General features: G+C 69.1%; 25 protein-coding genes and 2 tRNA genes. 10 read left to right on the top strand and 17 right to left on the bottom strand.

The features are described from left to right. Positions 1-10 precede the first annotated feature (10 nt). Positions 11-574: a DUF3515 domain-containing protein gene (locus ACWEIJ_RS11875; protein WP_449837143.1), complete on the top strand. Its 564-nt coding sequence runs from the start codon at positions 11-13 to the stop codon at positions 572-574. Here ACWEIJ_RS11875 and ACWEIJ_RS11870 read toward each other — a convergent pair. The 3 genes from ACWEIJ_RS11870 to pdxR are packed head-to-tail and all read right to left on the bottom strand — an operon-like array spanning position 571 to position 3,475. Then, positions 571-1,623 (bottom strand): D-alanine--D-alanine ligase family protein, encoded by a 1,053-nt coding sequence (locus tag ACWEIJ_RS11870; protein ID WP_449837142.1) that lies wholly within the window; start codon positions 1,621-1,623, stop codon positions 571-573. The two genes, ACWEIJ_RS11875 and ACWEIJ_RS11870, sit on opposite strands and share 4 nt — an antisense overlap. A gap of 45 nt (positions 1,624-1,668) precedes the next feature. Continuing rightward, a complete protein-coding gene (locus ACWEIJ_RS11865; protein WP_449837141.1) occupies positions 1,669-2,115 on the bottom strand; it encodes an N-acetyltransferase in 447 nt (148 codons plus the stop codon). Next, complete coding sequence (pdxR, locus tag ACWEIJ_RS11860; protein ID WP_449837140.1) at positions 2,099-3,475, bottom strand: MocR-like pyridoxine biosynthesis transcription factor PdxR; 1,377 nt, start codon at positions 3,473-3,475, stop codon at positions 2,099-2,101. Before pdxR ends, ACWEIJ_RS11865 begins: the two co-directional genes overlap by 17 nt. A 168-nt stretch (positions 3,476-3,643) precedes the next feature. Here pdxR and ACWEIJ_RS11855 point away from each other — a divergent pair, with 168 nt between their 5' ends. After that, on the top strand, positions 3,644-4,288 hold the full coding sequence (locus ACWEIJ_RS11855) for a pyridoxamine 5'-phosphate oxidase family protein (protein ID WP_449837139.1): 645 nt from the start codon (positions 3,644-3,646) through the stop codon (positions 4,286-4,288). Here ACWEIJ_RS11855 and ACWEIJ_RS11850 read toward each other — a convergent pair. The 4 genes from ACWEIJ_RS11850 to ACWEIJ_RS11835 all read right to left on the bottom strand — a co-directional run bounded on the left by ACWEIJ_RS11850 (position 4,269) and on the right by ACWEIJ_RS11835 (position 7,633). Further along, positions 4,269-4,727 carry a cysteine dioxygenase gene (locus tag ACWEIJ_RS11850; protein WP_449837138.1) on the bottom strand — a complete coding sequence of 153 codons (459 nt, stop codon included), beginning with the start codon at positions 4,725-4,727 and terminating at the stop codon, positions 4,269-4,271. The two genes, ACWEIJ_RS11855 and ACWEIJ_RS11850, sit on opposite strands and share 20 nt — an antisense overlap. Before the next feature lie 118 nt (positions 4,728-4,845). Continuing rightward, complete coding sequence (locus tag ACWEIJ_RS11845; RefSeq protein WP_449837137.1) at positions 4,846-5,913, bottom strand: cystathionine gamma-lyase; 1,068 nt, start codon at positions 5,911-5,913, stop codon at positions 4,846-4,848. Next, positions 5,910-6,920, bottom strand: a complete 1,011-nt coding sequence (locus ACWEIJ_RS11840; protein WP_449837136.1) for an NAD(P)H-dependent glycerol-3-phosphate dehydrogenase — start codon at positions 6,918-6,920, stop codon at positions 5,910-5,912. Before ACWEIJ_RS11840 ends, ACWEIJ_RS11845 begins: the two co-directional genes overlap by 4 nt. Positions 6,921-6,925: 5 nt before the next feature. After that, entirely contained in the window at positions 6,926-7,633 is a 708-nt protein-coding gene (locus ACWEIJ_RS11835) for a lysophospholipid acyltransferase family protein (RefSeq protein WP_449837135.1), read from the bottom strand. Positions 7,634-7,700: 67 nt separating this feature from the next. On the opposite strand from ACWEIJ_RS11835, the gene cofC reads away from it, so the two are divergent. The 3 genes from cofC to ACWEIJ_RS11820 all read left to right on the top strand — a co-directional run bounded on the left by cofC (position 7,701) and on the right by ACWEIJ_RS11820 (position 10,619). Next, on the top strand, positions 7,701-8,324 hold the full coding sequence (cofC, locus tag ACWEIJ_RS11830; RefSeq protein WP_449837134.1) for a 2-phospho-L-lactate guanylyltransferase: 624 nt from the start codon (positions 7,701-7,703) through the stop codon (positions 8,322-8,324). Positions 8,325-8,369: 45 nt separating this feature from the next. Next, the gene (locus ACWEIJ_RS11825; RefSeq protein WP_449837133.1) at positions 8,370-9,338 is read left to right on the top strand and encodes a hypothetical protein; all 969 of its coding nucleotides are present in this window, start codon (positions 8,370-8,372) and stop codon (positions 9,336-9,338) included. Between the two features lie 129 nt (positions 9,339-9,467). Continuing rightward, positions 9,468-10,619, top strand: coding sequence for an acyltransferase family protein (locus ACWEIJ_RS11820; protein ID WP_449837132.1), 1,152 nt, complete (start codon positions 9,468-9,470; stop codon positions 10,617-10,619). On the opposite strand, the gene ACWEIJ_RS11815 is transcribed toward ACWEIJ_RS11820, so the two are convergent. Beyond that, positions 10,556-12,073, bottom strand: coding sequence for a hypothetical protein (locus ACWEIJ_RS11815; RefSeq protein WP_449837131.1), 1,518 nt, complete (start codon positions 12,071-12,073; stop codon positions 10,556-10,558). The two genes, ACWEIJ_RS11820 and ACWEIJ_RS11815, sit on opposite strands and share 64 nt — an antisense overlap. A 62-nt stretch (positions 12,074-12,135) precedes the next feature. On the opposite strand from ACWEIJ_RS11815, the gene ACWEIJ_RS11810 reads away from it, so the two are divergent. The 3 genes from ACWEIJ_RS11810 to ACWEIJ_RS11800 are packed head-to-tail and all read left to right on the top strand — an operon-like array spanning position 12,136 to position 15,598. Continuing rightward, positions 12,136-12,327: a hypothetical protein gene (locus ACWEIJ_RS11810; RefSeq protein ID WP_449837130.1), complete on the top strand. Its 192-nt coding sequence runs from the start codon at positions 12,136-12,138 to the stop codon at positions 12,325-12,327. A 59-nt stretch (positions 12,328-12,386) separates the two neighbouring features. Then, positions 12,387-14,681 (top strand): RNA degradosome polyphosphate kinase, encoded by a 2,295-nt coding sequence (locus ACWEIJ_RS11805; protein ID WP_449837129.1) that lies wholly within the window; start codon positions 12,387-12,389, stop codon positions 14,679-14,681. Next, complete coding sequence (locus ACWEIJ_RS11800; RefSeq protein ID WP_449837337.1) at positions 14,681-15,598, top strand: NUDIX hydrolase; 918 nt, start codon at positions 14,681-14,683, stop codon at positions 15,596-15,598. The genes ACWEIJ_RS11805 and ACWEIJ_RS11800 overlap by 1 nt, the downstream gene beginning before the upstream one ends. A gap of 308 nt (positions 15,599-15,906) precedes the next feature. On the opposite strand, the gene ACWEIJ_RS11795 is transcribed toward ACWEIJ_RS11800, so the two are convergent. From ACWEIJ_RS11795 to leuC, 3 genes are all read right to left on the bottom strand, one after another. Then, a complete protein-coding gene (locus tag ACWEIJ_RS11795; RefSeq protein WP_449837128.1) occupies positions 15,907-16,566 on the bottom strand; it encodes an HU family DNA-binding protein in 660 nt (219 codons plus the stop codon). A gap of 184 nt (positions 16,567-16,750) precedes the next feature. Beyond that, positions 16,751-17,353, bottom strand: coding sequence for a 3-isopropylmalate dehydratase small subunit (gene leuD / locus ACWEIJ_RS11790; protein WP_449837127.1), 603 nt, complete (start codon positions 17,351-17,353; stop codon positions 16,751-16,753). Positions 17,354-17,358: 5 nt separating this feature from the next. Continuing rightward, positions 17,359-18,765: a 3-isopropylmalate dehydratase large subunit gene (gene leuC / locus ACWEIJ_RS11785; RefSeq protein WP_449837126.1), complete on the bottom strand. Its 1,407-nt coding sequence runs from the start codon at positions 18,763-18,765 to the stop codon at positions 17,359-17,361. Between the two features lie 73 nt (positions 18,766-18,838). On the opposite strand from leuC, the gene ACWEIJ_RS11780 reads away from it, so the two are divergent. Further along, positions 18,839-19,540 (top strand): IclR family transcriptional regulator, encoded by a 702-nt coding sequence (locus ACWEIJ_RS11780; RefSeq protein ID WP_045310640.1) that lies wholly within the window; start codon positions 18,839-18,841, stop codon positions 19,538-19,540. Positions 19,541-20,817: 1,277 nt separating this feature from the next. Here ACWEIJ_RS11780 and ACWEIJ_RS11775 read toward each other — a convergent pair. The 3 genes from ACWEIJ_RS11775 to ACWEIJ_RS11765 all read right to left on the bottom strand — a co-directional run bounded on the left by ACWEIJ_RS11775 (position 20,818) and on the right by ACWEIJ_RS11765 (position 21,969). Next, positions 20,818-20,890, bottom strand: a tRNA-Glu gene (locus ACWEIJ_RS11775). Between the two features lie 119 nt (positions 20,891-21,009). Then, positions 21,010-21,081, bottom strand: a tRNA-Gln gene (locus ACWEIJ_RS11770). A 150-nt stretch (positions 21,082-21,231) separates the two neighbouring features. Then, on the bottom strand, positions 21,232-21,969 hold the full coding sequence (locus ACWEIJ_RS11765; protein ID WP_449837125.1) for an HAD family hydrolase: 738 nt from the start codon (positions 21,967-21,969) through the stop codon (positions 21,232-21,234). Positions 21,970-22,349: 380 nt separating this feature from the next. On the opposite strand from ACWEIJ_RS11765, the gene ACWEIJ_RS11760 reads away from it, so the two are divergent. After that, on the top strand, positions 22,350-23,618 hold the full coding sequence (locus ACWEIJ_RS11760) for an FAD-dependent oxidoreductase (RefSeq protein WP_449837124.1): 1,269 nt from the start codon (positions 22,350-22,352) through the stop codon (positions 23,616-23,618). Here the strand turns inward: ACWEIJ_RS11760 and ACWEIJ_RS11755 are convergent. The 3 genes from ACWEIJ_RS11755 to cimA all read right to left on the bottom strand — a co-directional run bounded on the left by ACWEIJ_RS11755 (position 23,608) and on the right by cimA (position 26,767). After that, on the bottom strand, positions 23,608-24,267 hold the full coding sequence (locus tag ACWEIJ_RS11755) for a LuxR C-terminal-related transcriptional regulator (RefSeq protein ID WP_449837123.1): 660 nt from the start codon (positions 24,265-24,267) through the stop codon (positions 23,608-23,610). The two genes, ACWEIJ_RS11760 and ACWEIJ_RS11755, sit on opposite strands and share 11 nt — an antisense overlap. Positions 24,268-24,334: 67 nt before the next feature. Then, positions 24,335-25,093 (bottom strand): fumarylacetoacetate hydrolase family protein, encoded by a 759-nt coding sequence (locus tag ACWEIJ_RS11750; RefSeq protein WP_449837122.1) that lies wholly within the window; start codon positions 25,091-25,093, stop codon positions 24,335-24,337. 81 nt (positions 25,094-25,174) lie between these two features. Next, a complete protein-coding gene (cimA, locus tag ACWEIJ_RS11745; protein WP_449837121.1) occupies positions 25,175-26,767 on the bottom strand; it encodes a citramalate synthase in 1,593 nt (530 codons plus the stop codon). Positions 26,768-26,838: the final 71 nt, after the last annotated feature.

Genomic DNA, 26,838 nt, shown 5'->3' with positions numbered 1-26,838 from the left:
TCATAACTGGGTGACTCAGCAGGAATCCACATCGGCGCTGTCCCGGCCGCTGCTCGCGGCGGTCGGGCTCGCCGTGCTGCTCGCCATCGGTGTCGCCGCGCTCGGTCTGGTGCTGGGCACGGGCAACCAGACCGAGGACGTGCCCGGCCGCACGGGTCCTCTCGCGCTGGTCTCGATCGACGCACCGTCCGCGGGCGCACCGGAATGCGCTTCCCTGGTCGAGAAGCTCCCCCTCGGGCTGCCGTCCGGGAAGGACATGCTGCCGCGCAGGGAGATCGCCTCGCCGGCGCCGCCCGCCGCGGTGGCGTGGGGTGACGCCAAACACGATCCGGTGGTTCTGCGCTGCGGTCTGCCCAGGCCCGCCGAGCTCTCGCCCACCTCGCAGCTGCGGGTGATCTCCGACGTGCAGTGGCTGCAGCTGCCCGGTTCGGGCAGCTCGACGTGGGTGATCGTGGACCGCGGCGTGTACGTGGCGCTGACGGTGCCCGACGACGCGGGCACCGGACCGTTGCAGGACATCTCCACGACGGTGCGCGACCTCCTGCCGAAGCAGCCGGTCAAGACGGCGCCCTAACGGAGGCCGGAGCCGCGCGCGATCGCCGTCTCGATCAACGTGGTCAGCAGCGTGGTGAAGTCGATCCCGCTCGCCGCCCACGCCTTGGGGTACATGGAGATCGGCGTGAACCCCGGCATGGTGTTGAGCTCGTTGATGATCAGCTCGTGCTGCTCGGTGAGGAAGAAGTCCACCCTGGACAGACCCTGGCAGTCGAGCGCCTTGAACGCCGTGACGGCCATCTCGCGCAGCTGCGCGGTGATGTCGTCGTCGAGCTTCGCCGGGATGTCGGCCTCGTAGGAGTCGTCGACGTACTTGGCGTTGAAGTCGTACCACTCGACGTCCGCGCCGACCGCGCGCAGCTCGGCGGGCAGTGACGCCTCGACGCGGCCGTCCGGGAACTCCAGCACGGCGAGCTCGATCTCGCGCACGTTCGGCACGGCGGCCTCGATGATGACCTTCGGGTCGTGCTGACGCGCCTCGAAGATCGCGGCGTCCAGGCCGGCCCAGTCGGAGATCTTGGAGATGCCGACGGACGACCCGGCGCGCGACGGCTTCACGAACACCGGCAGGCCGAGGTGCTCGCGCTCGTCCAGCGTCAGGGTCGTGGCGGACCGGTCCAGCGCCACGAACCTGCCGACCGGCAGACCCTCCGCCTGGAGGATCTTCTTGGCGAAGATCTTGTCCATCGCGGCGGCGCTGGCGAACACGCCCGGTCCGACGTACGGGACGCCGCCGAGTTCGAGCAGGCCCTGGATGGTGCCGTCCTCACCCCACGCGCCGTGCAGCAGCGGGAAGACGACGTCGACGTCCTTCAGCGCCTCGCCGGGCTCGATCGCCACGAGGTCGGTGCGGTTGCGCAGCGTGGGCAGGTTGCCCGTGCCCGCTTCCAGCGCGTCCGGGTCCGTGCCGAGCGTCCACTGGCCCTGCGGAGTGATGCCGACGGGCACCACCTCGAAGCGGTCCGCGTCCAGGTGGGGCAGGACGCTCTTGGCGGACTGGCAGGAGACCTCGTGCTCGGAGCTGCGGCCGCCGAACACCACGGCCACCCTCGTCTTGCGCTGCGTCATGGGGCCCGACCCTACCCGTTTGGGCGATTGTGCCCTTCGGGCAGTTCACGGCCTCGGCGCGTACCGGACCTCGGGGAAGGGCCAGTCGTTGACCAGCCAGGCGGAAACCGCGTCGTGCAGCGGCTTGTCCAGGTCAGCGCGGTCGGCACGCACCCAGGAATGCACGGTCGCCACCGTGTGGTCCTCACGCGCCGGATAGATGTACACGCAGCCGATCACCTCCTCACCGTCGAGCACCGAATAGGTGAACCCGGTGCGCTGGGCGAAGTCGTTCGCGTGCCGGTGCAGATCGGCCAGGTTGCGGTCGAGCGACATGCCCTCGGCCGGCGGCCAGGTCCAGGTGTCGAAGCCCGGCGTCGACCGGATGTGGTCGATGCTGGTCGTCCACGCCCGGTGGTCGCGCTCGTTGTGCCGCGGGCCGAGGGGTTCGAGGCGGAACGACGCGGTGGTCAGGTCGCGGGGGACCTCGAAGCCGTCAGGGACGAAGGTCATCGGTGAGCAACTCCGTGAGGACGGGGAGGGCGCTGATCAGCTGTTCTCGTGAGCACGCGCTGTACCCGATCGCGAGGCCGTGGAACTTGGGCCGGTTGACGTAGTGCCTGGCCAGGCCGTCCACCCGCAGGCCGCGCTGCAACGCGAGCCGCGTGATCTCCCGTTCCCGGTCGAGGCTCGGCAGCAGCACGACGACGTGCGCGCCCGCGTCGTCGCCGATCATCCTGATGCCCGCCGCCGCGAACGTGTCGACGATCAACGCGCGGCGCTCGGACAGCTCCCGCCGCAGCTTGCGCAGGTGGCGGCCGAGGTCACCGGTGCGGGCCAGCTCGACCACGACCCGTTGGCCGGCGGCCGCCGGGCTGGTGCCGGTCAGGTCGCGGTGTTCGAGGATCGTGGTCGCGATGTGCTCGGGCGCGACCATCCAGCCCGCGCCCAGGGTCGGGGTGAGGATCTTGCTCGTGGTGCCGAGGTGGACGACGACGTCCGGGGCCAGCGCGGCCAGTGACGGCAGCGGTGCCACGTCATAACGCAGCTCGCCGTCGTAGTCGTCCTCGATGACCAGCCAACCGTCGCGGCGCGCGCGTTCGACCAACGCCACCCGGCGCCCGGCCGACATGCGGCCGCCCAGCGGGTACTGGTGGGCCGGCGAGCAGTAGACGGCCTTCACGCCCGCCGGGACGGCGGCCGGCAGCAGGCCTTCCGCGTCGACCGCCGCCTGGACGACCTTCAGCCCGGCCGCGCGGAAGACGCCCACCGCCCGTTGGTAACCGGGTTCCTCCACGGCCACGGCGTCACCGCGCTGCAACACCGCCACCGCGATCTCGGTCAGCACGGCGGTGGTGCCGCCGGTCGCGAGCACGGGTTCGGCGTTCACGGCCAGGCCGCGGTGGCGCAGCAGGTGCTCGGCGATGGCCTCGCGGTATTCGGGCAGGCCCGCTCGTTCGGGACGGGACAGCGGTGGCGCGTCCGCCGCGGCACGCCACGCCCTGCGCCAGGCCGCGCGGTCGAGACCACCCGCCCACGGCGCGCCGGTGCCGAGGTCGACGAAGTCGGTGATGGCGGGGGCGACCGCCTTGCGCGAACGTTTGCGCAACGGGCCCGGCGGGGTCGTGGTGACGTAGGTGCCGGAGCCGTGACGGCCGGCGATCCAGCCTTCCGCGTGCAGCTGGTCGTAGGCGGCGGCGGTGACCGTGCGCGAGACACCGAGCGACTCGGCCAACGCGCGCGTGGACGGCAAACGGTCGCCCGCGCGAAGCCGTCCCTCGGAGGCGGCGGAGCGCAGGGCGTCCGCCAGCTGGACGGCGAGCGGTTCGGCGGACTCGCGGTCCAGCGCCACGGGCAGCGCGGTCTCAGCCACGGACGGCCTCCCGCGCTGACGCAGGCGTCCCCCCGCGAAGGGGACCCCTTGTTCTCATTCTCCCAGACAGCACCGACACTCCCGGCGGGGTCGAGGCGCGAAGTGGCCTTCTCAAATCGGTTGGAAATGGCGCTTCAATGATGCCACTTCGCTGCGCACAGTAGGAACATGACCACTGACCTGCAGCTCTCCCCCACCCCGCGCAGCACCGTCGTCCGCGGCAAGAAGCGAGCCGTCCAGGACCGCCAGGTGCTCTACGACATCCTCGACGCCGGTCTGGTCTGCCATCTCGCCGTGGAGGTCGACGGGGCGCCGTTCCTCATCCCCACCGCGTACGGGCGGGACGGCAACCGCATCTTCCTGCACGGCTCGACGGGCTCACGGTCCATCAGGAACATGCTCGAAGGCAAGCAGGTTTGCGTCGCCGTCACGCTCGTGGACGGTGTCGTGTACTCGCGCTCGGTGTTCCACCACTCGATGAACTACCGGTCGGCGATCATCCACGGCACCGCGAAGATCGCCGAGGACCCCGAACTCGCCCTGCGCACCATCGTCGAGCACGTCACGCCCGGCAGCTGGGACTACGCGCGCAGCCCGTCCAAGAAGGAGCTGGCGCAGACGGCCGCGCTGGAGATCGACCTGACCGAGGCCAGCGTCAAGGTGCGCGAGGGCGGTCCAGGTGAGGAGCCGTCGGACCTCGAAGCCGACCTCGTGTGGGCCGGGCACATGCCGCTCATCACGACGTGGGGCACGCCGGTGCCACACGAGACGGACAAGCCGGTACCGCCGCACGTCAGCGCACGGGGCCGTTGACCGGGTCGAAGCGGTACGGGGTCATGGCGCGTGTGCCGTGACGGTAGACGTGGATCGACACGGCCGGGTCCACGCCGTCGTTGCGCACCTGGTGCACGTAACCAGGCCCCCACACCCGTGACTGGCCGGCGTGCAGCGAGTGCACGACCTGGATGCGGGTCGTCACCACCTCGGTCAGCAGGCCGCTGACCACGGTGAACGCACCGGAGGTCGTCGCGTGGTCGTGCAACGAGGCGGTTTGACCGGGGAGCCAGCTCATCAGCCAGATCTCCTGGTCGTCGCTCTTGTCGACCAACGTCGAGAAGCGCTCCTCCGGGTCGTAGCGGAGCAGGTGCTTCCAGCGATCACGGTCGGCCGCCCACGCCAACGCCACCCGAACGGGGTGCAGCAGTGCGGAGTTCTCAGGCAGAACGACGCTGTTCTCAGGAACGGCGAACATCGGGGAAAAGTCCTAACCAGGCGAGTGCGCGAAAAGAGGACGCGGGACTATCGCCAGGTACAACAGCAACACGTGTTGAAGGACATGAGGCAGAGGGTCCCGGAACCGGGACCCTCTGTCAAACCAGGTTCAAGGCTTGGGACACGTCCGCGACCAGGTCGCGAGTGTCCTCGCAGCCCGCGGAGAACCGCACCAGGCCCTCCGGCACCGGGTCGCCGAACTGCGCGCGCCGGTCGGCCGTGGAGTGCAAGCCGCCGAACGACGTCGCGGCCGACACCAGCTTCGACCTGGACAGGAACCGCTCCACGGCCTCCGCGTCCGGCAGCTCGAACGTCAGCACGCCGTTGAACCGCCGCATCTGCTGTGCCGCAACGAGGTACGACGGGTCCTCCGCCGAGCCCGGCCAGCGCAGGTTCGCGACGTGGCCGCGCAGCAACGTGCAGATCGCCGCAGCGTTCTGCGCCTGCCTGGCGAGCCGCAGATCGAGCGTTCCCAGGCCGCGCAGCACGAGCCACGACTCGAACGGGCCGGGGATGGCGCCGTTCAACGTCCGCGCGTCCCGGATCTTGGCCGCCAGCTCGGCGGACGCCGTCGTCACGTGTCCGAAGAGGACGTCGCTGTGGCCCGCGACCGCCTTGGTGTCCGACGCCACGACGATGTCCGCACCCAGCTCCAGCGGCCGTTGCCCCAACGGTGTCGCGGTCGTGTTGTCCACCGCCAGCAGCGCTCCGGCCGCGTGCGCCCGCACGGCCAGCTCCGCGATGTCGCAGACGTCCAGACCGGGGTTCGACGGCGTCTCCAGCAGCACCAGTTTCACGCCGTCGAACGACGGATACGGCCCGGCCGTGGGCACCTCGACCACCTTCAAGTCCATTTCGGACACGAACGCGCGGGTCAGGAAGTAGCCGTCCGACGGGAGCACCAGAGTGTCCCCAGTGGACAGCACGGTCCGCAGCAACGTGGAGATCGCGGCCATTCCGGACGGGAAGGCTACGCACTCGCCGCCTTCCAGCGTTCCCAGCGCGCCTTCCAGCGATCGCCACGTCGGGTTGCCCGCGCGGCCGTACTGGTCCTGCCCGCCGAGGTGGAACGCCGACGCGAACACCGGTTGCGCACCGAACGGTTCGCCCGGCGCACCCGTCACCGCGTGCACGACCCGCGTGCCGTCGCCGAACTCGGGCGTCACTGGCGCTCGTGCTTCCGGTCGCGGCCCAGCAGCGCGGCACCGAGGTCCCGCACGCTCAGCCCGTCGTGGCAGACCCCGTTCACGCCTTCGGTGATCGGCATGTCGACGTCGTGCAACCGCGCCAGCTCCAGGATCGACGAGCACGACTTCACACCCTCGGCGACCTGGCCGTGCGCGGCCTCCTGCGCCTGCGCGAGCGTGTCGCCCTTGCCGAGCCGTTCGCCGAAGGACCGGTTGCGCGACAACGGCGACGCACAGGTCGCCACGAGGTCGCCCAGTCCGGCCAGACCGGCGAACGTCAGCGGGTCCGCGCCCAGCGCAGCGCCCAGCCGTGCGGTCTCGGCCAGCCCGCGCGTGATGATCGACGCCATCGTGTTGTCGCCGTAGCCCATGCCCGCCGCCATGCCGCACGCCAGCGCGATGACGTTCTTGCACGCCCCGCCCAGCTCGCAGCCGACGACGTCGGTGTTGGTGTACGGGCGGAAGTACGAGTTGGAGCACGCGTGCTGCAGGTCGACCGCGCGGTCGTGGTCGGTGCACGCGATGACGGTCGCGGTCGGCTGCCCGACGGCGATCTCCTTGGCCAGGTTCGGGCCGGACACCACGGCCACCTGCGACTCGTCGACGCCGGCGACCTCGCGGATCACCTCGCTCATCCGCTTCAGGGTGCCGAGCTCGACCCCTTTGGACAGCGACACCAGGGTCGCGTCCGGTGGCAGCAGCTCCCTCCACGCCGACAGGTTGACCCGCAACGTCTGCGACGGCACGGCCAGCACGACGGCGTCGGCCCCGTCCAGCGCCTTCGCCGGGTCGGCCGTCGCGGCCAGGTTGGCGGGCAACGAGATGCCGGGCAGGTAGTCGGTGTTCACGCGGGTCTCGGTGATCGCCGAGGCGACCTCCTGGCGCCGCGCCCACAGCACGACCTCGGGACCGGAGTCCGCGATGACCTTCGCGAACGTCGTGCCCCACGAACCGGCGCCGAGCACCGCAACGCGTTCGATCGCCATGGTGTTCAGGCCTTCCTCGGTCCGTAGAAGCCTTCCGGCGCCTGCTGCCCGCGCACCTCGGCCAGCAGGTCCTTCACGCGGTTCATCAGCAGGTCGGTGACCTCGCGCAACACGGTCAGCGACTCCTCGCGCTCCTTGAACGCCGAGAGGTCGATCGGCTCACCGACCAGGTAGGTGACCGTCTTGCGCGGGAAGGGCCGGAACCTCTTCTTGTAGTGGTCGTAGATGTCGACCGTGCCCCAGCGGGCGATCGGGATCACCGGACCGTCGTGCTGAAGCGCGAGCCGCGCCACGCCGGTGCGCGAGTTCATCGGCCAGCTCTCGGGGTCCTTGGTGATCGTGCCCTCGGGGTAGATCACCACGCACTGGCCGTCCGCCAGCGCCTCGTGCGCCGCCCGCAGGCTCTGCTGGGCGTCCGACGTGCCGCGGTACACCGGGATCTGCTTCGTGCCGCGCAGGATCATGCCGGCGAACGGGATGTTCCACAGGCTGTGCTTCGCGAGGAAGTGCGGCACCCGGCCGTTGCGGTGCGTGAAGACCGCGTCGTAGATCGGGTCGAGGTGCGAGATGTGGTTCATGACCAGCAGCGCCGCCCCTTGGCGCGGGATGCGGTCGCCGTGCAGGTACTTCCGCCTGCCCAGCAGGCCCGACAGCGGGTAGACGATCACCGCGGCGACCCCGACCCAGAAGCCGCCCTTCTCCCGTTTGGCCACGTGGCGTCTCCTCTACTCGATCTGCGCCCACGAGCACATTAGTCGTCGGATCGTGGACTATGACGAGGTGAGGGATGAAGTCGACCTCGTGGTTCCGGTCAAAACGCTCGGCAGGGCCAAGACCAGGCTGACCAGCGCCACCGGCGGAGATCCGGTGTCGCACGCGGCACTGGCGCTGGCGCTCGCCCTGGACACGGTGAGCGCCGCGCTGAACACGCCTGGCGTCCGGCGCGTGGTCACGGTCACATCGGACCCGGCTGTCGCCGCCGAGATGGCCGTGCTGGGCGTCGAGTCGCTGCCGGAGCCCGCGGAACCCGGACTCAACGCGGCGTTGGCGCACGGCGCGCGCACGCTGCGGTCTGCGCGCGTCGGTGCGCTCCAGGCCGATCTGCCCGCGCTCAGGTCCGCCGAGCTGCAGGCCGCGCTCGAAGCCGCCGCGGGGCGTCGCGCGTTCGTCCCGGACCGGCAGGGCACCGGCACGACGTTGCTCCTCGCCGCGCCCGGCGGTGAGCTCGACCCGCGGTTCGGCGTCGGATCCGCCGGCCACCACCGGGACTCCGGTGCGGTCGCGTTGTTGGGGCCGTGGCCGTCGCTGCGCTGTGACGTGGACACAGAAGAAGATCTGCGTCTCGCGCTGGCGCTGGGACTTGGCGTGCACACCGCGAACGCCTTGCCCGCCTGGACAACCTGAGCCGTCCACACGCGTCCTCTGGGTTGATCGAACTCTGGGGAGCAGATGCGCACACTGATCGCGCTGGCGGCGATCACCGTCATCTCCGGATGTGCCGCCGCCATGCAGGACGACCGGCCGCCGGACTACACCGCACCGGACAAGCTCACGTCGTGCAGCGTGGGGCTGCCGCAGAGCTGGAAGGACGAGCTGGCCCGCAACCAGACGGAAGCGGGCTCGCACGAGCGGGTCACCATCGTCGGCGCCAACGAGAACGCCGACGCGACGCTGGTGCGGACGACGCGCAACCACACGACCGAGCTCGTGCTGCGCGACAACGAGAAACGCCAGCAGGTGATGGCGGTGCAGGACGAGGGGCAGATCTCCGGTGTGGAGTTCGACGGGCGCTGGGTGACGTTCACGACCACCCCGAACCCGAGCACCTACGCGTGGGACTCGCGCGACGACGGCGCACCCGTGCGGATCGGCAGCAGCAGTGCCGTGGTGCGCAACGGCAAAGCCACCTGGTCAGAGGACAAGTCCGTGCACGTCTACGACCTCGCGAGGAAGAAGGACAAGGTCGTGGGCCAGGGCACGGCACCGGCCTTCCTCGGTGACGCGGTCATCTGGCTGCAGGACGGGAAGTTCCGCTCGGAAACAGCGCTTCCCGAGCCGTTGCAGCAGGCGCGGCCCAGCGGGAACGTCGCGTCGGACGGGCGAACGCTGGTGTGGACGCAGGGCGACGACGAGCTGCACGGCTGGCGCGCGGACTGGACGGCACCGCGGCTGCTCGCCGAGATCAAGACCGTGCCGAAGACCGAAGGCATCGTGTTCCCGCGCGTGAGCGGCGACTTCGTGTCGTGGCGCTCGGAGTCCGCCTACGTCACGGACCTCCGCAGCGGCGCCACCGTCCACAGCTCGGAGTCCTCCTACTGGCTGGAGGTGCGCGGCGGCGCGCTGACCCGGGAAGGCGGGCAGGTCGCGGCGTCCGCGGCGCTGTCGGCGCTTTCCCCTTTACCGCCGTGCCGAACGTGACGAACAACACGAAAAAGTTGGTTCAGGCAACGCGGCGGGAAACCCAGGCACCTTTACCTCCGTATCCCTTGATGCAAACGGCGTACCCCCCGATGCCGTTCCCCGACGTTCGCCCAGAGGTGTACCTGCATGAAGTCGATGACGCACGCCGACTACCTGGCGCTGCGCCGCTTTCCCGCTCTTGACGGCCTGAGGGCCATTGCCGCGGTGCTGGTGGTGTTCTTCCACTACGGGGGCCCGGACTGGCTGCAGGGCTGGGCGGGAGTCCAGCTGTTCTTCGTCCTCAGCGGATTCCTGATCACCACGCTGATGCTGCGCGAGGAACGCGGCACCGGACGGATCTCCCTCAAGGAGTTCTACCTGCGGCGGGCGTTCCGCATCCTGCCCGTGTACTTCGTGATCCTGCTGATCACCACGGTCGGCTCGTGGCTGTGCGGCACCTTCACCAGCAGCGGCATGGCTGCGGCGATGAAGCACTTCCTCACCTTCACCAACGAGTTCGCCGGCGCCAGCCCGTACGGGCAGTCCTGGTCGCTCGGCGTCGAGCAGAAGTTCTACCTGGTCTGGCCGTTGGTCGCGATCGCGCTGGGCACCGTCGTGCTGCGGCGCCGCGCCGGTGCGGCCCTGCTCGGCATGCTGCTCGCGCTCGTGGTCGTCAACTTCACGACCTCGCACAGCAATCCCGGCTGGCCGGTGCACTACTTCTCGATCCTGACCGGTGTGCTGCTCGCCATCGTGCTGCACAGCCCGCGCGGGTTCGCGGTGCTGCGCCCCCTCACGAACCGGGTCGCGCAGGTGATCGTCTCAATCGGATTCGTCGCGGTGCACCTGAGCGTGAAGCCGATGGCCGGACTCCTCGACGGGATCAACGGAATCCCAGGTCACGTGCTGGTCATCCCGGTGTACTCGCTCGCGGCGGCGGCACTGCTCGCCGCGCTGGCCGCGCCCGGTCCGGTGACGACCTTCCTGTCCACGAAGCCGATGCAGTTCGTCGGTGAGCGCTCGTACTCGCTCTACCTGGTGCAGACGATCGCCGCGACCGTCATCTGGTTCTTCTGGCCGGCGCTGTCCGGTCTCGGGCAGTCCGCGGTGGTCACCGCGCTGGGCCTGGCGCTGGCGAGCATCCTCCACACGACCGTGGAGATCCCGATGATCACCCTGGGCCGGATCGTGATCACTCGCCAGCGCGCTGCGGCCGCCGTCCGGGCAGCCGTGGCTCAGCAGCAGGCTCCTGCGCCGCAGTCCTCGCGGTTGGCGACCATGGGGCAGGCCCAGCCGTAGAACGGGTCCGGGGCGAGCGGCAGGCGGTCGCGGCCGCTCTCCCTGGCCAGTTCCTTCGAGTGGTGCGCCGTGAGCGTCACGTTCGTGCCGCTCTCCTGCGCCTCGTAGGCCCCCTTCTCCAGCGAGACGATCTCGACGCCGCGTGAGATGTCGGCGATGAAGACGCTGTTCTTGTGCCAGTACGGCGCCCACGACACCGCCGAGTCCGGCCGCCAGTAGCCGATCTGGATCGGCTTGGCCGGGTTGGAGATGTCGAGGAAGCGCGTGCCCTGCTCGTACCAGGAGTAGGCCACGATCCGCTTGTTCACGTCGAAGTAGTGCGCGGAGCACTCGACGTCACCGGGGATCGTGCCCTCCTGGTCGTCCGGGCTCCACACGCCGACGGTCTTCATCTCGAACGGCTGGGAGCTCCAGCCCTCGCCGTTGAACGAGCCCTTCAGCGACGAGATGACGAACCGGCCCTCGGTCTTGCAGGTGGGCGATCCGAACGCCTCCTCGGTGTGCAGCAGCAGCGTGCCCGGCGGGTTCTCCGGCGTGGGGCGGGGTCCGTCGGACAACGTCCTGCCGATCGGGCGGAACGAGTTGTGCGTGAACGACGTCGGCATGTCGACCTTCGGCACGTTGCCGCCCGCGTACGCGATCGGGTCCCACGCCGTGGCCTCGCGGAACTTGCCGCTCAACGGGTCGCGGTGCCAGCCCCGCGTCCAGTAGCCGCGGGTGCCGTTGTCGCCCGCGACCCACGCGATGCCCTGGGCGTCGACCTGGACGTCGTGCGTGATCTTGCCTTCGCCCGGCTTGCCGCGGACGTCGACCGAGACCGGCAGCTCCTTCGGGGTCTTCGGGTCGCGGATGTCCGTGACGAAGATGCGTCCGGTCTTCGCGTCCGAACGGTCGCGGCCGGCCGTCCACAGGAACTGGCAGTCGTTGATGCAGGTGGTCGTGTGACCGGTGTCCTGCCGGTGGAAGCTCAGGACCTTCAGGTCCGCCGGGTCCACAGCGGACACGATGTAGTTGCCGGTCGGCCGGTCGCCGGGCAGTGCTCGGCCGAACGAGTTGACCTCGCGCGCGAGGAACGCGAGCTTGCGGACCGGGTCGACGTTGATGTCCTCGTTCTCCCAGAAGCGCTGCGCCGGGTCGTCGCCGGGCAGCGCCATCTCCTGCTTGGTGAGGTGGTCGAGGAACTTCGGGTGGTCGAGATCGGTGACGTCGAACGTCTTCAGCCCGGTCTCCAGGCTGACGAACGCGACGTCGCGGGGCCCGTACTGGGCGAACGCGATCGAGATGGCGCGCTGCGTGTCGGGCAGCGTCGCCTTCAGGCGCACGTTCTTCGCCGCCGCCTGCAGGCGTGGTTTGTCCACCACGGGCGTCTTGGGTTCGGCCGCCGCCGCCGAAGCCAAGCCCGCCGTGGTGAAGGCCATCAGAGTTGCCGCGGTGATCGTGGCTATAACCTTCATCGCTCGACCTTGGCAGCGGCTCAAATGAGACGTGTAGGTCCGAACGTCTAGGCTTTTGCTCCGTGCAGGCGACTGTGTCTTCTTTTAACAGTGACGGTTCCGCCGTCGTCCTGCGCGATGACGGCGTGCTGCTCGACGTGAGCGCGGCCGCGGTCACCGCGGGTGGCTGGCGAATGCTGCGTCCAGGGCAGCGGGTGACCCTCGAACGTAGTGCCGACGGGGTCGTCACCGCCGTGCGCATGCCTGTTCTGTGACGAGGAGTTCACCAGCCGGACGTTCTCGGCAGGGGCGCTCGCGCCGATAGTGGGGAACAATGCGGGGCGTGAGCACGGAGAACAACGACGGCAAGGCGACCCCTCCCCGACGCCGCTCCACGCGCAGCAAAGCGGCGGAGACCCCGCAAGCGGCGACCCCGCGCAGGCAACCACGCGCGGCGACGAGGCGAGCGTCCAACCCTCCGCGGAGGAAGACCCAGCCGACCCAGCCGGTGGCGACGCCCGTGCGCGGCATGCCCTCGGCGCCGCCCGCGGTGACGTCGAGCGTCCTGCCCACGGACCTGCCCGACGACCGGTACTTCAACCGTGAACTGTCCTGGTTGGACTTCAACTCGCGCGTGCTCGCGCTGGCCGAGGACTCCTCGCAGCCGCTGCTGGAGCGCGCGAAGTTCCTCGCGATCTTCGCCTCGAACCTGGACGAGTTCTACATGGTCCGGGTCGCGGGGCTGAAGCGGCGCGAGGAGACCGGTCTCTCGGTGCGCAGCGCGGACGGGCTCACCCCGCGCGAGCAGCTCGTGGCGATCTCCAAGCGCTCGCAGGAACTCGTCGAGCAGCACGCCCGCGCGTTCCTCGACCACATCCGGCCCGGCCTGGAAGAGCACCGGATCAGCATCGTGACGTGGGGCGACCTCACGGACTACGACCGGCTGCGGCTCTCCAACTACTTCAGCGAGCAGGTGTTCCCGGTCCTCACGCCGCTCGCGGTCGACCCGGCGCACCCGTTCCCCTACATCTCCGGACTGTCGCTGAACCTCGCGGTGACCGTGCGCGACCCCGAGGGCGGCGGCGAGCGGTTCGCGCGGGTGAAGGTGCCGGACAACGTGCCGCGGCTGGTGCGCGTCGAGGCGGACCGGTCGTCCTCCTCCGCGACCTTCCTGCCGCTGGAGGAGCTCATCGCCGCGCACCTGGGCGAGCTGTTCGCCGGCATGGAGGTCATCGAGTGCCACGCGTTCCGGGTGACGCGCAACGCGGACCTGGAGGTCGAGGAGGACCGCGACGAGGACCTGTTGCAGGCCTTGGAACGGGAGCTCGCCCGGCGCCGGTTCGGCCCGCCGGTGCGCCTGGAAGTGGCCGACGACATGACCGAGCACATGCTCGAACTGTTGTTGCGGGAGATGGACGTCGACCCGCACGACGTCGTGACCGTGCCGGGATTGCTCGATTTGTCGTGCCTGTGGCAGCTCTACGGCATCGACCGCAAGACGTTGAAGGACCCGGCGTTCGTGCCGGCGACCCATCCCGCGTTCGGTGAGCGCGAGACGCCGAAGAGCGTCTTCGCGACGCTGCGCGAGGGTGACGTGCTGGTGCACCACCCGTACGACTCGTTCTCGACGTCGGTGCAGCGCTTCATCGAGCAGGCCGCGGCCGACCCGCACGTGCTCGCCATCAAGCAGACCCTGTACCGCACCTCGGGCGACTCGCCCATCGTGGACGCTCTGATCGACGCGGCCGAGGCGGGCAAGCAGGTCGTGGCGCTGGTGGAGCTGAAGGCGCGCTTCGACGAACAGGCGAATATCAAGTGGGCGCGCGCGTTGGAGAAGGCGGGCGTGCACGTCGTCTACGGCCTCGTGGGCCTGAAGACGCACTGCAAGACGTCGCTGGTCGTGCGCCAGGAGGGCTCGACGATCCGGCGCTACTGCCACATCGGCACCGGCAACTACAACCCGAAGACCGCGCGGCTGTACGAGGACGTCGGCATCCTCACCGCCGAGCCGACCATCGGCGCGGACCTCACGGACCTCTTCAACGTGCTGACCGGCTACGCGCGTCAGGACGAGTACCGCTCGCTGCTCGTGGCGCCCTACGGCGTCCGCAAGGGCATCGTGGACCGGATCGACCAGGAGATCGAGCGCGCCCAGGCGGGCGAGCTCTCCGGCGTGCGCATCAAGGTGAACTCGCTCGTGGACGAGCAGGTCATCGACGCGCTGTACCGCGCATCACAGGCCGGTGTGCCCGTCGACGTCGTCGTGCGCGGCATCTGCAGCCTGAAGCCGGGCGTGAAGGGCATGTCCGAGAACATCCGGGTGCGCTCGATCCTGGGCCGCTTCCTGGAGCACTCGCGGATCTTCCACTTCGCAGGTCTCGGCGAGTACTGGATCGGCAGCGCGGACATGATGCACCGCAACCTCGACCGCCGCGTCGAGGTGGCCGTGCGGGTCATCAACCCGCGCCTGGCCGCACAGCTCGCGGACGTCTTCACGTCCGCGCTCGACCCGCAGACGCGCTGCTGGGTGCTGCGCTCTGACGGAGAATGGGAAGCGTCGCCCGCGGATGGTTCGTCGGTGCGCGACCACCAAATGGAACTGCTGCACAAGCACGGAGCTCTTGGGTGATCAAAGCTGCTGGGGCGGTGCTCTGGCGCGATGCCGACGGTGACGTCGAAGTCGCGGTCGTGCACCGCCAGCGTTATGACGACTGGTCGTTGCCGAAGGGAAAGCTGGACAGGGGAGAAACGATTCCCGCCTGCGTGGTGCGCGAGGTCGAGGAGGAGACCGGGTACGCGTGCGTGCTCGGGCGGTTCCTGCGGCAGACCTCTTACCAGGTGAAGAACGACACGAAGACCGTCGACTACTACGCCGCGGAAGCCGTGTCCGGAGATTTCGTCGCCAACGACGAGGTCGACGAGCTGCGCTGGCTGCCGGTCGCCGAGGCCTCGTCGTTGCTGACCTACGAGCACGACCGCGTCGTGCTGGCGGAGTTCGACCGGCTGCCGGCGGACCTGCTGCTGGTGTTGCTGGTGCGGCACGCGAAGGCCGGCAAGCGGTCCGAGTGGGACGGCGATGACGACCTCCGCCCCCTCGCCGGCGCCGGCTGGAAGCAGGCTTCCGCTCTTCGCACCCTGCTCCCCCTGTGGTCGCCCGCGCGCGTCCACACGGCTCCCAGGGTGCGCTGCGCGGACACCGTGCGAGGCGTGGCCGAGGACCTGGCCGTCGAGATGGTCGAGGAGCCCCATCTGTCCGAGGAGGGCTATTGGCCCGACCCGGAGGCGGGTCTCGTGCGGCTGCTGGAGGTCGCGGCGCAGGAGGGCCGGGCGGTCGTGTCGTCCCAGGGCGGGGTGATCCCGTCGCTCGTGCAGGCGCTGGCCGAACTGGGCGGTCTGCGGCTGTCCGAGATCCCGTGCAAGAAGGGCAGCACCTGGGTGCTGGCCTTCACCCGGCCGTTCGGCACCTGGTCCACTTCGGACTCGCCTTCGCGCTGGCCAACGCTGGTGTCGGCGCATTACCTGGCCTCACCGCTACCGCGTCCCTGAGGGTCGCTGCAGACGTTTTCACGCCGCCGTCTTCCCCGCCCCGAAAGTTCGCCTCAGGCAATGAGTTGGGCGGGAAAGGCGGCGGTTTCGCTTGTGCGGGACCCGTTCGCAGGCGTGAAAGCGTTATTTCTATTGGCGTTCCGAGGTTCGGCTTCACCCGGATCCGCGAGTTCGCGTCGGCCCACGGGGCGAACTCGCCGCGGTCTGCGGAGCAGCGGCTGAAAACCACGAAGGCCCCGGTGTGCGCACACCGGGGCCTTCCGCGTGGTTACTGAAGTGACGCAGCCTCCTTCACGAGGAGGCCCGTCTCACTTCTTCTTGGCAGCCGTCTTGCGAGCCGCGGGTGCCTTGGCAGCCGTGGTCTTCGCGGCGGGCTTGGCCGCAGCCGTCGTCTTGGCGGCAGCGGGCTTCTTGGCAGCGGTCGCCTTCGCGGCGGCCGGCTTCGCAGCGGCGGTCTTCGTCGCAGCGGCCTTCGCGGGCGCCTTGGCAGCGGCAGCCGGCTTCGCGGCGGCCGTGGTGGTGCGACGGGTCGCGGGCGCCTTGGTGGCGGCCGCGGCCGTGCGGGTGCGCGTCGTGGTGGCGCGCGTGGTCGCCGCCTTGGTGGCGGGCGCCTTCGTGGCAGCAGCGGGCTTCGCGGCGGCAGCAGCGGCCGGCTTGGCAGCAGGCTTGGCGGCGACAGCCTTCGGCAGCTTCTTCGCACCGCTGATGACGTCCTTGAACGTCGAGCCGGGGCGGAACGCGGGCACGTTGGTCTTCTTGACCTTCACGGTCTCACCCGTGCGCGGGTTGCGCGCGGTGCGAGCCGCACGGGCACGCTTCTCGAAGACGCCGAAGCCCGTGATGTTGACCTTCTCGCCCTTGTTGACGCTGCGCACGATCACATCGACGATGCCGTCAACAGCAGCACCCGCGGTCTTCTTGTCTCCCAGGCGCTCGGCGAGCGCCTCGATGAGCTGGGCCTTGTTCACCTTCAGTCCCTCCCAGGACGCTCACGGCCCTAGCTCGGGCCGACTAGAACGCAACGGTAGGCCCAAAACGCAAGAAATACCAATCGCCACGCCAAAATTTTCGTTGTGGCGTGGCTAATTGCGCCCCTTCGAGGGACAGGAGGCGCCGGATTCGCCCCTCTCAAGGGGAGAATCCGGCCCCCTCTCAGACCGCCGGAAGCGGATCCGTTGTGGGCAACCAAGTCTGGCGATTGCCCTCGAATCCGCTGATCTCGGCCTCGTGGCGGAGCGTCAAAGCGATGTCGTCGAGGCCTTCCAGAAGGCGCCAGCGGGTGTAGTCGTCGATCTCGAACGGGGCTACCAAGTCCTTGGCGCGAACGGTCTTGTCGGAGAGGTCCACGGTGACCGGCGTGCCGGGCTCGGACTCCAGCAGCTTCCACAGCAGCTCGACATCGGACTGGCTGCACTGCGCCGCCACGAGGCCCTGCTTGCCCGCGTTGCCCCGGAAGATGTCGGCGAACCGGGACGACACGACCACCCGGAAGCCGTAGTCCATCAACGCCCAGACGGCGTGTTCCCGAGAGGACCCGGTGCCGAAGTCGGGGCCCGCCACGAGGACGCTGCCCGCCCGGAAGGGCTGCTGGTTGAGCACGAAGTGCTCGTCACCGCGCCAGGCGGCGAACAGGCCGTCCTCGAACCCGGTGCGGGTCACGCGCTTGAGGTAGACGGCCGGGATGATCTGGTCGGTGTCCACGTTGGACCTGCGCAGCGGCACACCGACGCCCGTGTGGGTGGTGAAGGCTTCCATGGCTTTCAGTTCTCCAGGTCTGCGGGGGCCGACAGGGTGCCGCGCACGGCCGTGGCGGCCGCGACGAGCGGCGAGACGAGGTGCGTCCGGCCGCCCTTGCCCTGCCTGCCCTCGAAGTTGCGGTTGGAGGTCGACGCGCTGCGCTCACCCGGTGCGAGCTGATCCGGGTTCATGCCAAGGCACATCGAGCAGCCGGCCTGGCGCCACTCGGCGCCCGCGTCCAGGAAGACCTTGTCCAGGCCCTCTTCCTCGGCCTGCTTGCGCACCCGCATCGAACCGGGCACGACCAGCATCCGTACTCCTGAAGCGACGTGCTTGCCCTTGAGGACGTCCGCGGCGGCCCGCAGGTCCTCGATGCGGCCGTTCGTGCAGGAGCCGAGGAACACGGTGTCCACGCGGATGTCGCGCAGCGGCGTGCCGGGCTCCAGGCCCATGTACGTCAGCGCCTTCTCGGCGGCCACGCGCTCGTTCTCGTCCGCGATCTGCTCGGGGTCGGGGATGCTCGCCCCCAGAGGCAGCCCCTGCCCGGGGTTGGTGCCCCACGTGACGAACGGCGTGAGCTCGTCGGCGTCGATGTGCACTTCCGCGTCGAAAGTCGCGTCGTCGTCGGTCCTGAGCGTCTTCCAGTACGCGACGGCCGCGTCCCAGTCCGCGCCGGACGGCGCGTGCGGGCGACCCTCGATGTAGTCGAAAGTCGTCTCGTCCGGTGCGATCATGCCGGCGCGCGCGCCCGCTTCGATCGACATGTTGCAGACCGTCATGCGCGCTTCCATCGAGAGGCTCTCGATGGCCTCGCCGCGGTACTCGAGCACATAGCCCTGGCCGCCACCGGTTCCGATCTTCGCGATGACCGCGAGAATGATGTCCTTCGCCGTGACGCCCGGCTTGAGCGAGCCGCTGACGTTGATGGCCATCGTCTTGAACGGACGCAACGGCAACGTCTGCGTCGCCATCACGTGCTCGACCTCGGACGTGCCGATGCCGAACGCCAGCGCGCCGAACGCACCGTGCGTGGACGTGTGACTGTCGCCGCACACAACGGTCATGCCGGGCTGCGTGAGGCCGAGCTGCGGGCCCACCACGTGGACGATGCCCTGCTCCAGGTCGCCCATGGGGTGCAGCCGCACGCCGAACTCGGCGCAGTTGCGCCGGAGCGTCTCGACCTGCGTGCGCGACACCGGGTCCGCGATGGGCTTGTCGATGTCGACGGTCGGGACGTTGTGATCCTCGGTGGCGATCGTCAGGTCGGGCCTGCGCAGCTTGCGGTTGGCAAGCCGGAGGCCGTCGAACGCCTGGGGGCTCGTGACTTCGTGGAGCAGATGGAGGTCGATGTAGAGCAGGTCCGGCTCCGCACCACTGCCGTGGCGCACAACGTGTGCCTCCCACACCTTCTCCGCGAGCGTGCGGCTCATCGCGACATCTCCCACAGTATGGACGGGCCGACAGATCTGGACTTCTCACTGTCTGGGAAGTTAGTATCGGCTTGTGGGACAGCATAGCGGGATCGGCGTGCTGGACAAGGCAGTGGCCGTGTTGAACGCCGTAGCAAAAGATCCATGCGGCCTGGCCGAGTTGTGCAATCGCACCGGCCTGCCGCGAGCGACCGCACACCGCCTGGCCGTGGGCCTGGAGGTGCACCGGTTGCTGCGCCGAGGCTCCGACGGCCGCTGGCGCCCGGGAGCGGCACTCGCCGAACTGGCAGGCGGCGCAACGGACCCGTTGCTCGACGCGGCGTCCTCGGTGCTGCCCAGGTTGCGCGACATCACAGGCGAAAGCGTGCAGCTGTACCGCCGCGACGGCATGCAGCGCGTGTGCGTCTCCGCCGCCGAACCGCCATCGGGCTTGCGCGACACCGTTCCCATCGGCGCCCGCCTGCCGATGACCGCCGGCTCCGGCGCGAAGGTCCTTGCCGCGTGGGCAGACCCGGGAACCCAACGCGCCGTCCTCGCCGACGCCGTCTACGGCGAACGCACACTCCTGGAGGTCCGCCGCCGCGGCTGGGCGCAAAGCGTGGCCGAACGAGAACCGGGAGTGGCCTCGGTCTCGGCCCCGGTACGCGACTCCTCCGGCGCCGTGGTGGCCGCCGTCTCGGTCAGCGGCCCGATTGACCGAATGGGCCGCCGCCCCGGCGCCCGCTGGGCAGCCGACCTCCTGGCGGCAGCCGAGGCCCTGCAAAGCCGCCTCTGACCGCTCACCTCCCAAGGCCGCTCTCCCTTCACGGGAGGGCGGCCTTGCCCTTTCCCACCCACGACACGCCGCCCACTTCGCGACGACACGCGGTGTGAACGCATCTCAACAGGCCGCATTCCCCACACCCCCAAACGCCCTATCGCTTCCCCTTCGCCACCTTCCACGCCCTGGCCGAGGCATGCCTGGGCGCACCCGGAAACGGCGCCAGGCGAGCCGGCCGCGAGGCAACGGGAGCAGCCCGCGGACCCCGCGCCTGTGCAAGGGATCGCCGGGCCTGCGCGGCGAGGGGCGGCCCACGGCGGCGGGATCGGGTCGCGGCGAGGGATGGCTCGCGATGGCGGGATCGGGTCGCGCGAAGCGGGTCGCGAGGCGAGACATGGCCCGCGACGGCGAGAGGCCGGCTCACGGCAGCGAGGGGGTCACGGCGGCGAAGGGCGTCACGGCGGCGAGAGGCGGCCCACGGCGGCGAGAGGCGGCTCACGGCAGCGAGGGAGGTCACGGCAGCGAAGGGTGACTCCCAACGACAAGAGGTGGGTCACGGCACGAGACGTAGCTCGCAACGACGAGAGGTGACTCACGACGGCGAGGGGTGACTCACGAGGCGAGAGGTGACCCGCAACGGCGAGAAGTGGGTCACGGTGCGAGAGGCGGCGCGCAACGACGATGAGGTGACTCACGACGACGAGATCGGGTCGCACAGTCAGGGTCAGGCTGCACAGTCAGGAGCGAGACCACACAGGCAGGAGCAAGACCTCACCGTGGGAAAACGGCTCGGAGACGAGGCGGAGCGCAATGCGGACAGCGGAGGCGAAGCAGGCAAGGTGTTGCGGAACCGAGGCGGAGCGAGACCGCCGCACGCAGCCACGGAGCCGAGATGCAGGACGGATCACAGGAACGGGCCAGGCGTAATGGGGTGAGACGGCCTCACGAAGGACGGGCCCGCCCAAAAGGACGGCACAAGCCGAGCCAACACGGGCCCGGCAGCCGAATCAGCGTGAAACGGCGCGGGCTAGCAACACGCCGACGCCACCCGCAAATACACCACGCCCCACATACCCCTAATCGCAAAGCGAGCCCACAATTTCTCACGGTGACACCAGTCACCCCCAGAGAATCCCGGCGAGCGAAGCGAAGCCCCCGCACGGGCCGGGCAACCTACGGGGGGTCCGGGGGGCGAAGCCCCGCCGGCTGGGGGTCTGGGGGCTCGGCCCCCAGAGGACAAATGCGAAAGAGGCCTGTCAGCGCGTTCCGCTGACAGGCCTCTCCCACCTCTGTAGCCCCGAAGGGATTCGAACCCTCGCTACCGCCTTGAGAGGGCGGCGTCCTAGGCCGCTAGACGACGGGGCCCTAGAACTTCTTGCTGGCTTGAACCTTATCAGATCATTCTGTCCGGTCCAAATCCGGCTATTCAGTTCTTTTTCTTACCAGCTCCGGAAGCTTACCCGAGGGCAGTTCTTCCGTTGCAGCTGGGGTACCAGGACTCGAACCTAGACTAACTGAACCAGAATCAGTCGTGCTGCCAATTACACCATACCCCATTGGCTTTCACGATCGACTTCGGTGTCCCGAAGGAGTTCCGAGGTCCTCGTTGCTGCCGGGAGAAATACTAGACCACGTCCCCACCAGAAGTGAAATCGGCCCCCACCTGCAGGCAAACACGCAGGTGAGAGCCGGTCTCAGGCGCAAACTCAGGCGGTGGCCGCGGACAGCTCGCACACGAGGAGCTCCGGCAGTTCCGCCAGAGACGTGATGGAGGACAGGCCGGCGGGGAGGCTGCCTCCGGTCGGCCCAACGCGGTTGATCCAGACGCCGTGCATTCCGGCGTCGCGGGCGCCGATGGCGTCGGCGTGGAGGCGGTCGCCCACGTGGACCGTGTCACCGGGCGGGACGCCCAGCGAGAGGCAGGCCGTGTGGAAGATCACGCGGTCCGGCTTGGCGCAGCCGACCTCGCCGGCGATGAGGACGGCGTCGAAGTAGGACGACAGGCCCAGCTGGGCGATCTTCACGCGCTGGTGGCGGCCCGAGGCGTTGCTGATCGCGGCGATCGGGAGGCCGGTGGCGCGCAGCCAGTCGAGCATCGGGATGACGTCCGGGAACAGGCACCAGCCCGCGGAGAGGACTTCCTGGCGGCCGAGCTCGCGGCGGGTGGCTTCCTCCAGCGTGAGCTCTTCGCCGAGAGCGGCGAAGAAGGCCTGGGTGCGGATGTTGCGCATGGACTCGTACTGCAGCTCACCGGCCAACTGGCGGGACACGTGGTCATCGGTGATGCGCTGCCACAACGACCAGGCGTCGGCGTTACCGACCATCGAGGCCAACGCGGCTCGCGACGAAGTGCTGTAGTCGACAAGTGTGTCGTCGACGTCCAGGCACACAGCGCGGATCTCGCCGGTTCTCTTACGCGTGAAAGTCGGGGACGCAGTTGTCACCCCGGAAGGTTAGGTGTGACGAGGCCTCGTCCGATTCGGCTAACGAGGTGATTCCTATAGGTCCTTGCACGATCAAGTAGACCTTGAGGGACCGAACGAACCAGTGACGCTCGTCCGGGCGCCGAACGCAATCACCCGGTCGAGTGTTGTCCGGCGGCCGGACCGCCGCCGCCCGAACGGGCGTTTCCGGCAGCGCGACACATTAGCCACCGCGACGACATTGTGCACCAGCCGCAACCTTTTCGAGGCCTGGGTTCCCAGACTGTCCACTGTGGACCTGGAGCTGAAGCGAGCCAGGTCACGGAGAACTCGGCTTGACGCATCCGGCGATCAAGAGCATGCTGAGTTTATTCAACAGCGGTTGAAATGAGGGGATCGAGATGGAGAGGAACACCGAGAGGACCACCTGCCTGGTCGTCGGCGGCGGCCCTGCGGGCATGGTGCTGGGGCTGTTGCTGGCGCGCGGTGGTGTCGAGGTCACGGTGGTGGAGAAGCACGGCGACTTCCTGCGCGACTTCCGCGGCGACACGGTGCACGCGTCGACGCTCACGCTCATGGACGAACTGGGGCTGGGGCCCGCGTTCGAGCAGGTGCCGCACCAGGACGTCGACAAGATGGAGGCGCTGCTCGACGGCGGCAAGCGGGCCGTGATCGCCGACCTGAAGCGGCTTCCCGGGCCGAACAAGCGCATCGCGATGGTGCCGCAGTGGGACTTCCTCGACCTGCTGGCCGACGCGGGCAGGCTCGAACCGGCGTTCACGCTGCGGATGAACACCGAGGTCACCGGAATCACCAAGAGCGGCAACAGGGTCACGGGCGTGAAGTACCGCGACCGCGTCGACGGGCACGAGGGCGAGATCGCCGCGGACCTGGTCGTCGCGGCGGACGGGCGCGGCTCGATCCTGCGCGACGCGGTGAACCTGCCGGTCTACAGCTTCGGCGCGCCGATGGACGTGTGGTGGTTCCGCTTGCCGCGCAACGGTGACGAGCCCGTCGTGGGCGGTGCCGGCCGGTTCAGCGCGGGCAGCGCGATGGTGCTCATCCCGCGCGGCGAGTACTTCCAGTGCGCCTTCCTCATCCGCAAGGGCACGGACCAGAAGCTGCGGGCCGAGGGCGTCGAGAAGTTCCGCGAGCGCGTCGTCACGCTCGTCCCGTGGCTCGCCGACCGGGTGGACCACATCCAGAGCATGGACGACGCGAAGCTGCTCGACGTGAAGCTGGACCGGTTGCGGCAGTGGCACGTTGACGGTCTGCTGTGCATCGGTGACGCGGCGCACGCGATGTCGCCGGTCGGCGGCGTGGGCATCAACCTCGCCGTGCAGGACGCGGTGGCGGCCGCCAGGCTGCTCGCGAAGCCGTTGCGGCAGGGCGCGGTCACGAGCGCGGCGCTGGCGAAGGTGCGCAGGCGCAGGCTGTTCCCGACCGTGGTGATCCAGACGCTGCAGCGGATCATCCACCGGGTGTTCCTCGGCCGCAAGCTGAGCAGCACCGAGACGGTGTCGAACGCCGGCACGCCGTTCATGCTGCGGCTGGTGCGGAAGCTGCCGTTCCTGCAGGTGGTTCCGGCCTACGTGATCGCGATCGGTCCGCTGCCCGAACACGCGCCGCGGTTCGCGCGCCGCTCGCCGCAGACCATCGTCAGGTCGTGACGAAGGCCTCGGACGACTCACCGAGCACCATCGCCACGGCGTGGGCGCGGTCGCGCGCGCCCAGCTTGCGCAGGATCGCCTTCACGTGGGTCTTCACGGTGTCGTTGCTGATGAAGAGCCGCTGGGCGATGCGCGCGTTGTCCATCCCCTTCGCCATCTCGGCCAGCACGTCGAACTCACGAGCAGACAGCTGGCCGAGCGAGGCAGGCGGCGGCATCCGCGTCGGCAGCCGCGAGAGCGACCCCACCCGCGCGTCGATCGTGGCCGGAGCACCCCGGACCGCGGCCGCGATCAGCGGTAACAGTTCGGCCACGGGTGAGGTTTTCAGCAGGTAGGCGACCGCGCCGGCGTCCAAGGCCGCGCGGGCCCAGCTCGGACTGTCCGCATTGGACAGCACGACGACACGGGCGCTCGGCCGGAACTGCGCCGTGTCCCGCACGGTGCGCAGCGGCCCGGCGCCCGGCACGTCGAAGTCCGTGACGACCAGGTCCACCAGGATGCTGCGCAGACAGCGCGCAGCGTCGGCCACGGTGTGGGCGATGCCCACAACGCGGAAGCAGTGCGTGCGGTGCAGCGAGAGTCGCAGTCCCTCGGTGATGAGCTGCGAACCGTCGACGAGCAGCACACGGGTGGACGCCAGGTCCGTCATGACACCGGGAAGTTACTAGCGGGTACCCGAGTACGTAACCTGCCAGGCGCCGGATTGCTCCGTACGGCTACCTATTTGCGACCGGATTGGTGAGCGTGCCAAGGCCGTCCACAGTCACGGAGACCGTCTGTCCGGCCCTCATCGGCCCGACGCCCGCCGGCGTCCCGGTGAGGATCACGTCGCCGGGAAGCAGCGTCATGATCCCCGACACGTACTCGATGAGTGACGGAATGTCGTGCACCATCAACGAAGTACGCCCGTCCTGCTTGACCTCGCCGTCGAGCTCGGTCACGACGCGGACGTCGGAGGGGTCGAACTCCGTCTCGATGAACGGGCCCATCGGGCAGAACGTGTCGAAGCCCTTGCCACGCGTGAACTGCACGTCCTTCTTCTGCAGGTCGCGTGCCGTGACATCGTTGGCGATGGTGTAACCCATCACCACGCTCATCGCCTTGGCCTTCGACACGTCCCGGCACGGCTGGCCGATGATGACGGCAAGCTCGCCCTCGAAGTCCACCCGCTGCGACGCGGCCGGGATCTTGATCTCGACGTTCGGCCCGACCACCGAGGTGTTGGGCTTCAGGAAGAGCAACGGCTCGGCCGGCACCTCGTTGCCCAGCTCGGCGGCGTGGTCGGCGTAGTTGCGGCCGATGCCGATGATCTTGGTCGGCAGGATCGGCGCCAGCAGCCTGACGTCGGCCAACGGCCACTTGCGACCGGTGAACGTGGGCGTGCCGAAGGGGTGTTCGGCGATCTCTGCGGCTTCCTCGCCGTGAACAGCGACGAAAGCCACGCCTTGAGGATGAGCGATCCGGGCTATACGCACAGTGCCAGTTTACGAGTAACCAGTACAGGCAGGGGGCTCGCCTGGAGGTGAGCGCTTCGCGCGTCTTGTACGTATACCTCCCTAGGCGGACGTGTTGGAGCGCATCGACTTGTGCACCAATGCGTCGCACAGCGCGAGCCAGGAGGCCTCGACGATGTTTCCGTGCACACCCACAGTGGTCCACTCGCGCTCGCCGTCCGTGGACTCGACCAGCACGCGCGTCACGGCGTCCGTGCCGGGGTGCTCGGTGAGGATGCGCACCTTGTAGTCGGCCAGCTCCACAGTGTCCAACCAGGACAGATGCGGCAGCAACGCCTTGCGCAGGGCCGCGTCCAGCGCGTGCACGGGGCCGTTGCCCTCAGCGGTCGCGATGACCCGCTCCCCCGCCACGTGCACCTTGACCGTGGCCTCGGACACGATCTCGCCGTCCGAGCGGTGGTCCAGCACGACCCGGTAGGACTCGAGCGTGAAGGGAGGAGTGTCCAGTTGGGACAGCTCCGAGCGCAGCAGCAGTTCCATCGAGGCGTCGGCGGCCTCGAACGACCAGCCCCTGGCCTCCAGCTCCTTGACGCGCTTCAGCGCGTTGCCGACCTCGGTTGACCGGCCGGCCAGGTCGAGTCCGAACTCACGTCCCTTGAGCTCGATGCTCGCCCGGCCGGCCATCTCGGTGACCAGCACCCGCATGTCGTTGCCGACGCGGTCCGGATCGATGTGGTTGTACAGCTCCGGATCCACCTTGATCGCGCTCGCGTGCAGACCCGCCTTGTGAGCGAATGCTGACGACCCGACGTAGGCCTGGTGGGTGTCGGGTGCGATGTTCGCGATCTCGGCCAACGCATGGGAGACGCGGGTGAGCTCGGCCAGTGCCCCGGTCGGGAGCACGTCCATGCCGAGCTTGGTCACGAGGTTTCCCACGACGGCGAACAGGTCGGCGTTGCCTGCTCGCTCGCCATAACCATTGGCGGTGCACTGCACGTGCGTCGCGCCCGCCTGCACGGCCGCGAGGGTGTTCGCCACCGCGCAGGACGTGTCGTCCTGGCAGTGGATTCCTACTCGGAAGCCGGTCTTCTCGACGACCTCCGCGACCGTCTCGGCGAGCCCCAACGGCAGCTGGCCGCCGTTCGTGTCGCACAGCACGACCACGTCCGCGCCACCCTCCACAGCGGACTCCAGCACGCGCAGCGACGTGTCCGGCGAGAACGCGTAGCCGTCGAAGAAGTGCTCGGCGTCGAGGAAGACGCGCCTGCCGTGGCCGGTGAGGAAGCGGACGGTGTCGCGCACCATCCTGAGGTTCTCGTCGGTGTCCGTGCGCAGCGCCCGTTCGATGTGGCGCAGGTCGGACTTCGCGACGAGCGTCACGACCGGCGCCTGGGAGTCGAGCAAAGCCTTGACCTGCGGGTCTTCCTCGACCTTCACGCCCGCCTTGCGGGTCGCGCCGAACGCGACCAGCTTGGCGTGCTTGAGCTCCAGGTCACCGGCCGCGGCACGGGCGAAGAACTCGGTGTCCTTGGGCAGCGCGCCGGGCCAGCCGCCCTCGATGAACCCGACGCCGAGGCCGTCCAGCAGCCGCGCGACCGCGAGCTTGTCCGTGACGGAGTACGAAATGCCCTCACGTTGTGCGCCGTCGCGCAACGTCGTGTCGTAGACGTGGAACTCGTCGGTAGGGCCGGCCATCGGGGTCATCTCCTCATCCGGACAAACAAAAAGACCCCCCGCGGATGCGAGAGGTCTGCGCGTCGGGTGCC

It is taken from the genome of Lentzea sp. NPDC004789 (assembly GCF_053601075.1).
This window is presented reverse-complemented; position numbering and strand designations above follow the sequence as displayed.

What these genes read in the sequence shown, in the direction of transcription:
- ACWEIJ_RS11870 (WP_449837142.1), bottom strand. Translation starts at nt 1,623, where the DNA reads ATGACGCAGCGCAAGACGAGGGTGGCCGTGGTGTTCGGCGGCCGCAGC.
- ACWEIJ_RS11865 (WP_449837141.1), bottom strand. Translation starts at nt 2,115, where the DNA reads ATGACCTTCGTCCCTGACGGCTTCGAGGTCCCCCGCGACCTGACCACC.
- ACWEIJ_RS11855 (WP_449837139.1), top strand. Translation starts at nt 3,644, where the DNA reads ATGACCACTGACCTGCAGCTCTCCCCCACCCCGCGCAGCACCGTCGTC.
- ACWEIJ_RS11850 (WP_449837138.1), bottom strand. Translation starts at nt 4,727, where the DNA reads ATGTTCGCCGTTCCTGAGAACAGCGTCGTTCTGCCTGAGAACTCCGCA.
- ACWEIJ_RS11840 (WP_449837136.1), bottom strand. Translation starts at nt 6,920, where the DNA reads ATGGCGATCGAACGCGTTGCGGTGCTCGGCGCCGGTTCGTGGGGCACG.
- ACWEIJ_RS11825 (WP_449837133.1), top strand. Translation starts at nt 8,370, where the DNA reads ATGCGCACACTGATCGCGCTGGCGGCGATCACCGTCATCTCCGGATGT.
- ACWEIJ_RS11820 (WP_449837132.1), top strand. Translation starts at nt 9,468, where the DNA reads ATGAAGTCGATGACGCACGCCGACTACCTGGCGCTGCGCCGCTTTCCC.
- ACWEIJ_RS11815 (WP_449837131.1), bottom strand. Translation starts at nt 12,073, where the DNA reads ATGAAGGTTATAGCCACGATCACCGCGGCAACTCTGATGGCCTTCACC.
- ACWEIJ_RS11805 (WP_449837129.1), top strand. Translation starts at nt 12,387, where the DNA reads ATGCGGGGCGTGAGCACGGAGAACAACGACGGCAAGGCGACCCCTCCC.
- leuD (WP_449837127.1), bottom strand. Translation starts at nt 17,353, where the DNA reads ATGGAAGCCTTCACCACCCACACGGGCGTCGGTGTGCCGCTGCGCAGG.
- leuC (WP_449837126.1), bottom strand. Translation starts at nt 18,765, where the DNA reads ATGAGCCGCACGCTCGCGGAGAAGGTGTGGGAGGCACACGTTGTGCGC.
- ACWEIJ_RS11760 (WP_449837124.1), top strand. Translation starts at nt 22,350, where the DNA reads ATGGAGAGGAACACCGAGAGGACCACCTGCCTGGTCGTCGGCGGCGGC.
- ACWEIJ_RS11755 (WP_449837123.1), bottom strand. Translation starts at nt 24,267, where the DNA reads ATGACGGACCTGGCGTCCACCCGTGTGCTGCTCGTCGACGGTTCGCAG.
- cimA (WP_449837121.1), bottom strand. Translation starts at nt 26,767, where the DNA reads ATGGCCGGCCCTACCGACGAGTTCCACGTCTACGACACGACGTTGCGC.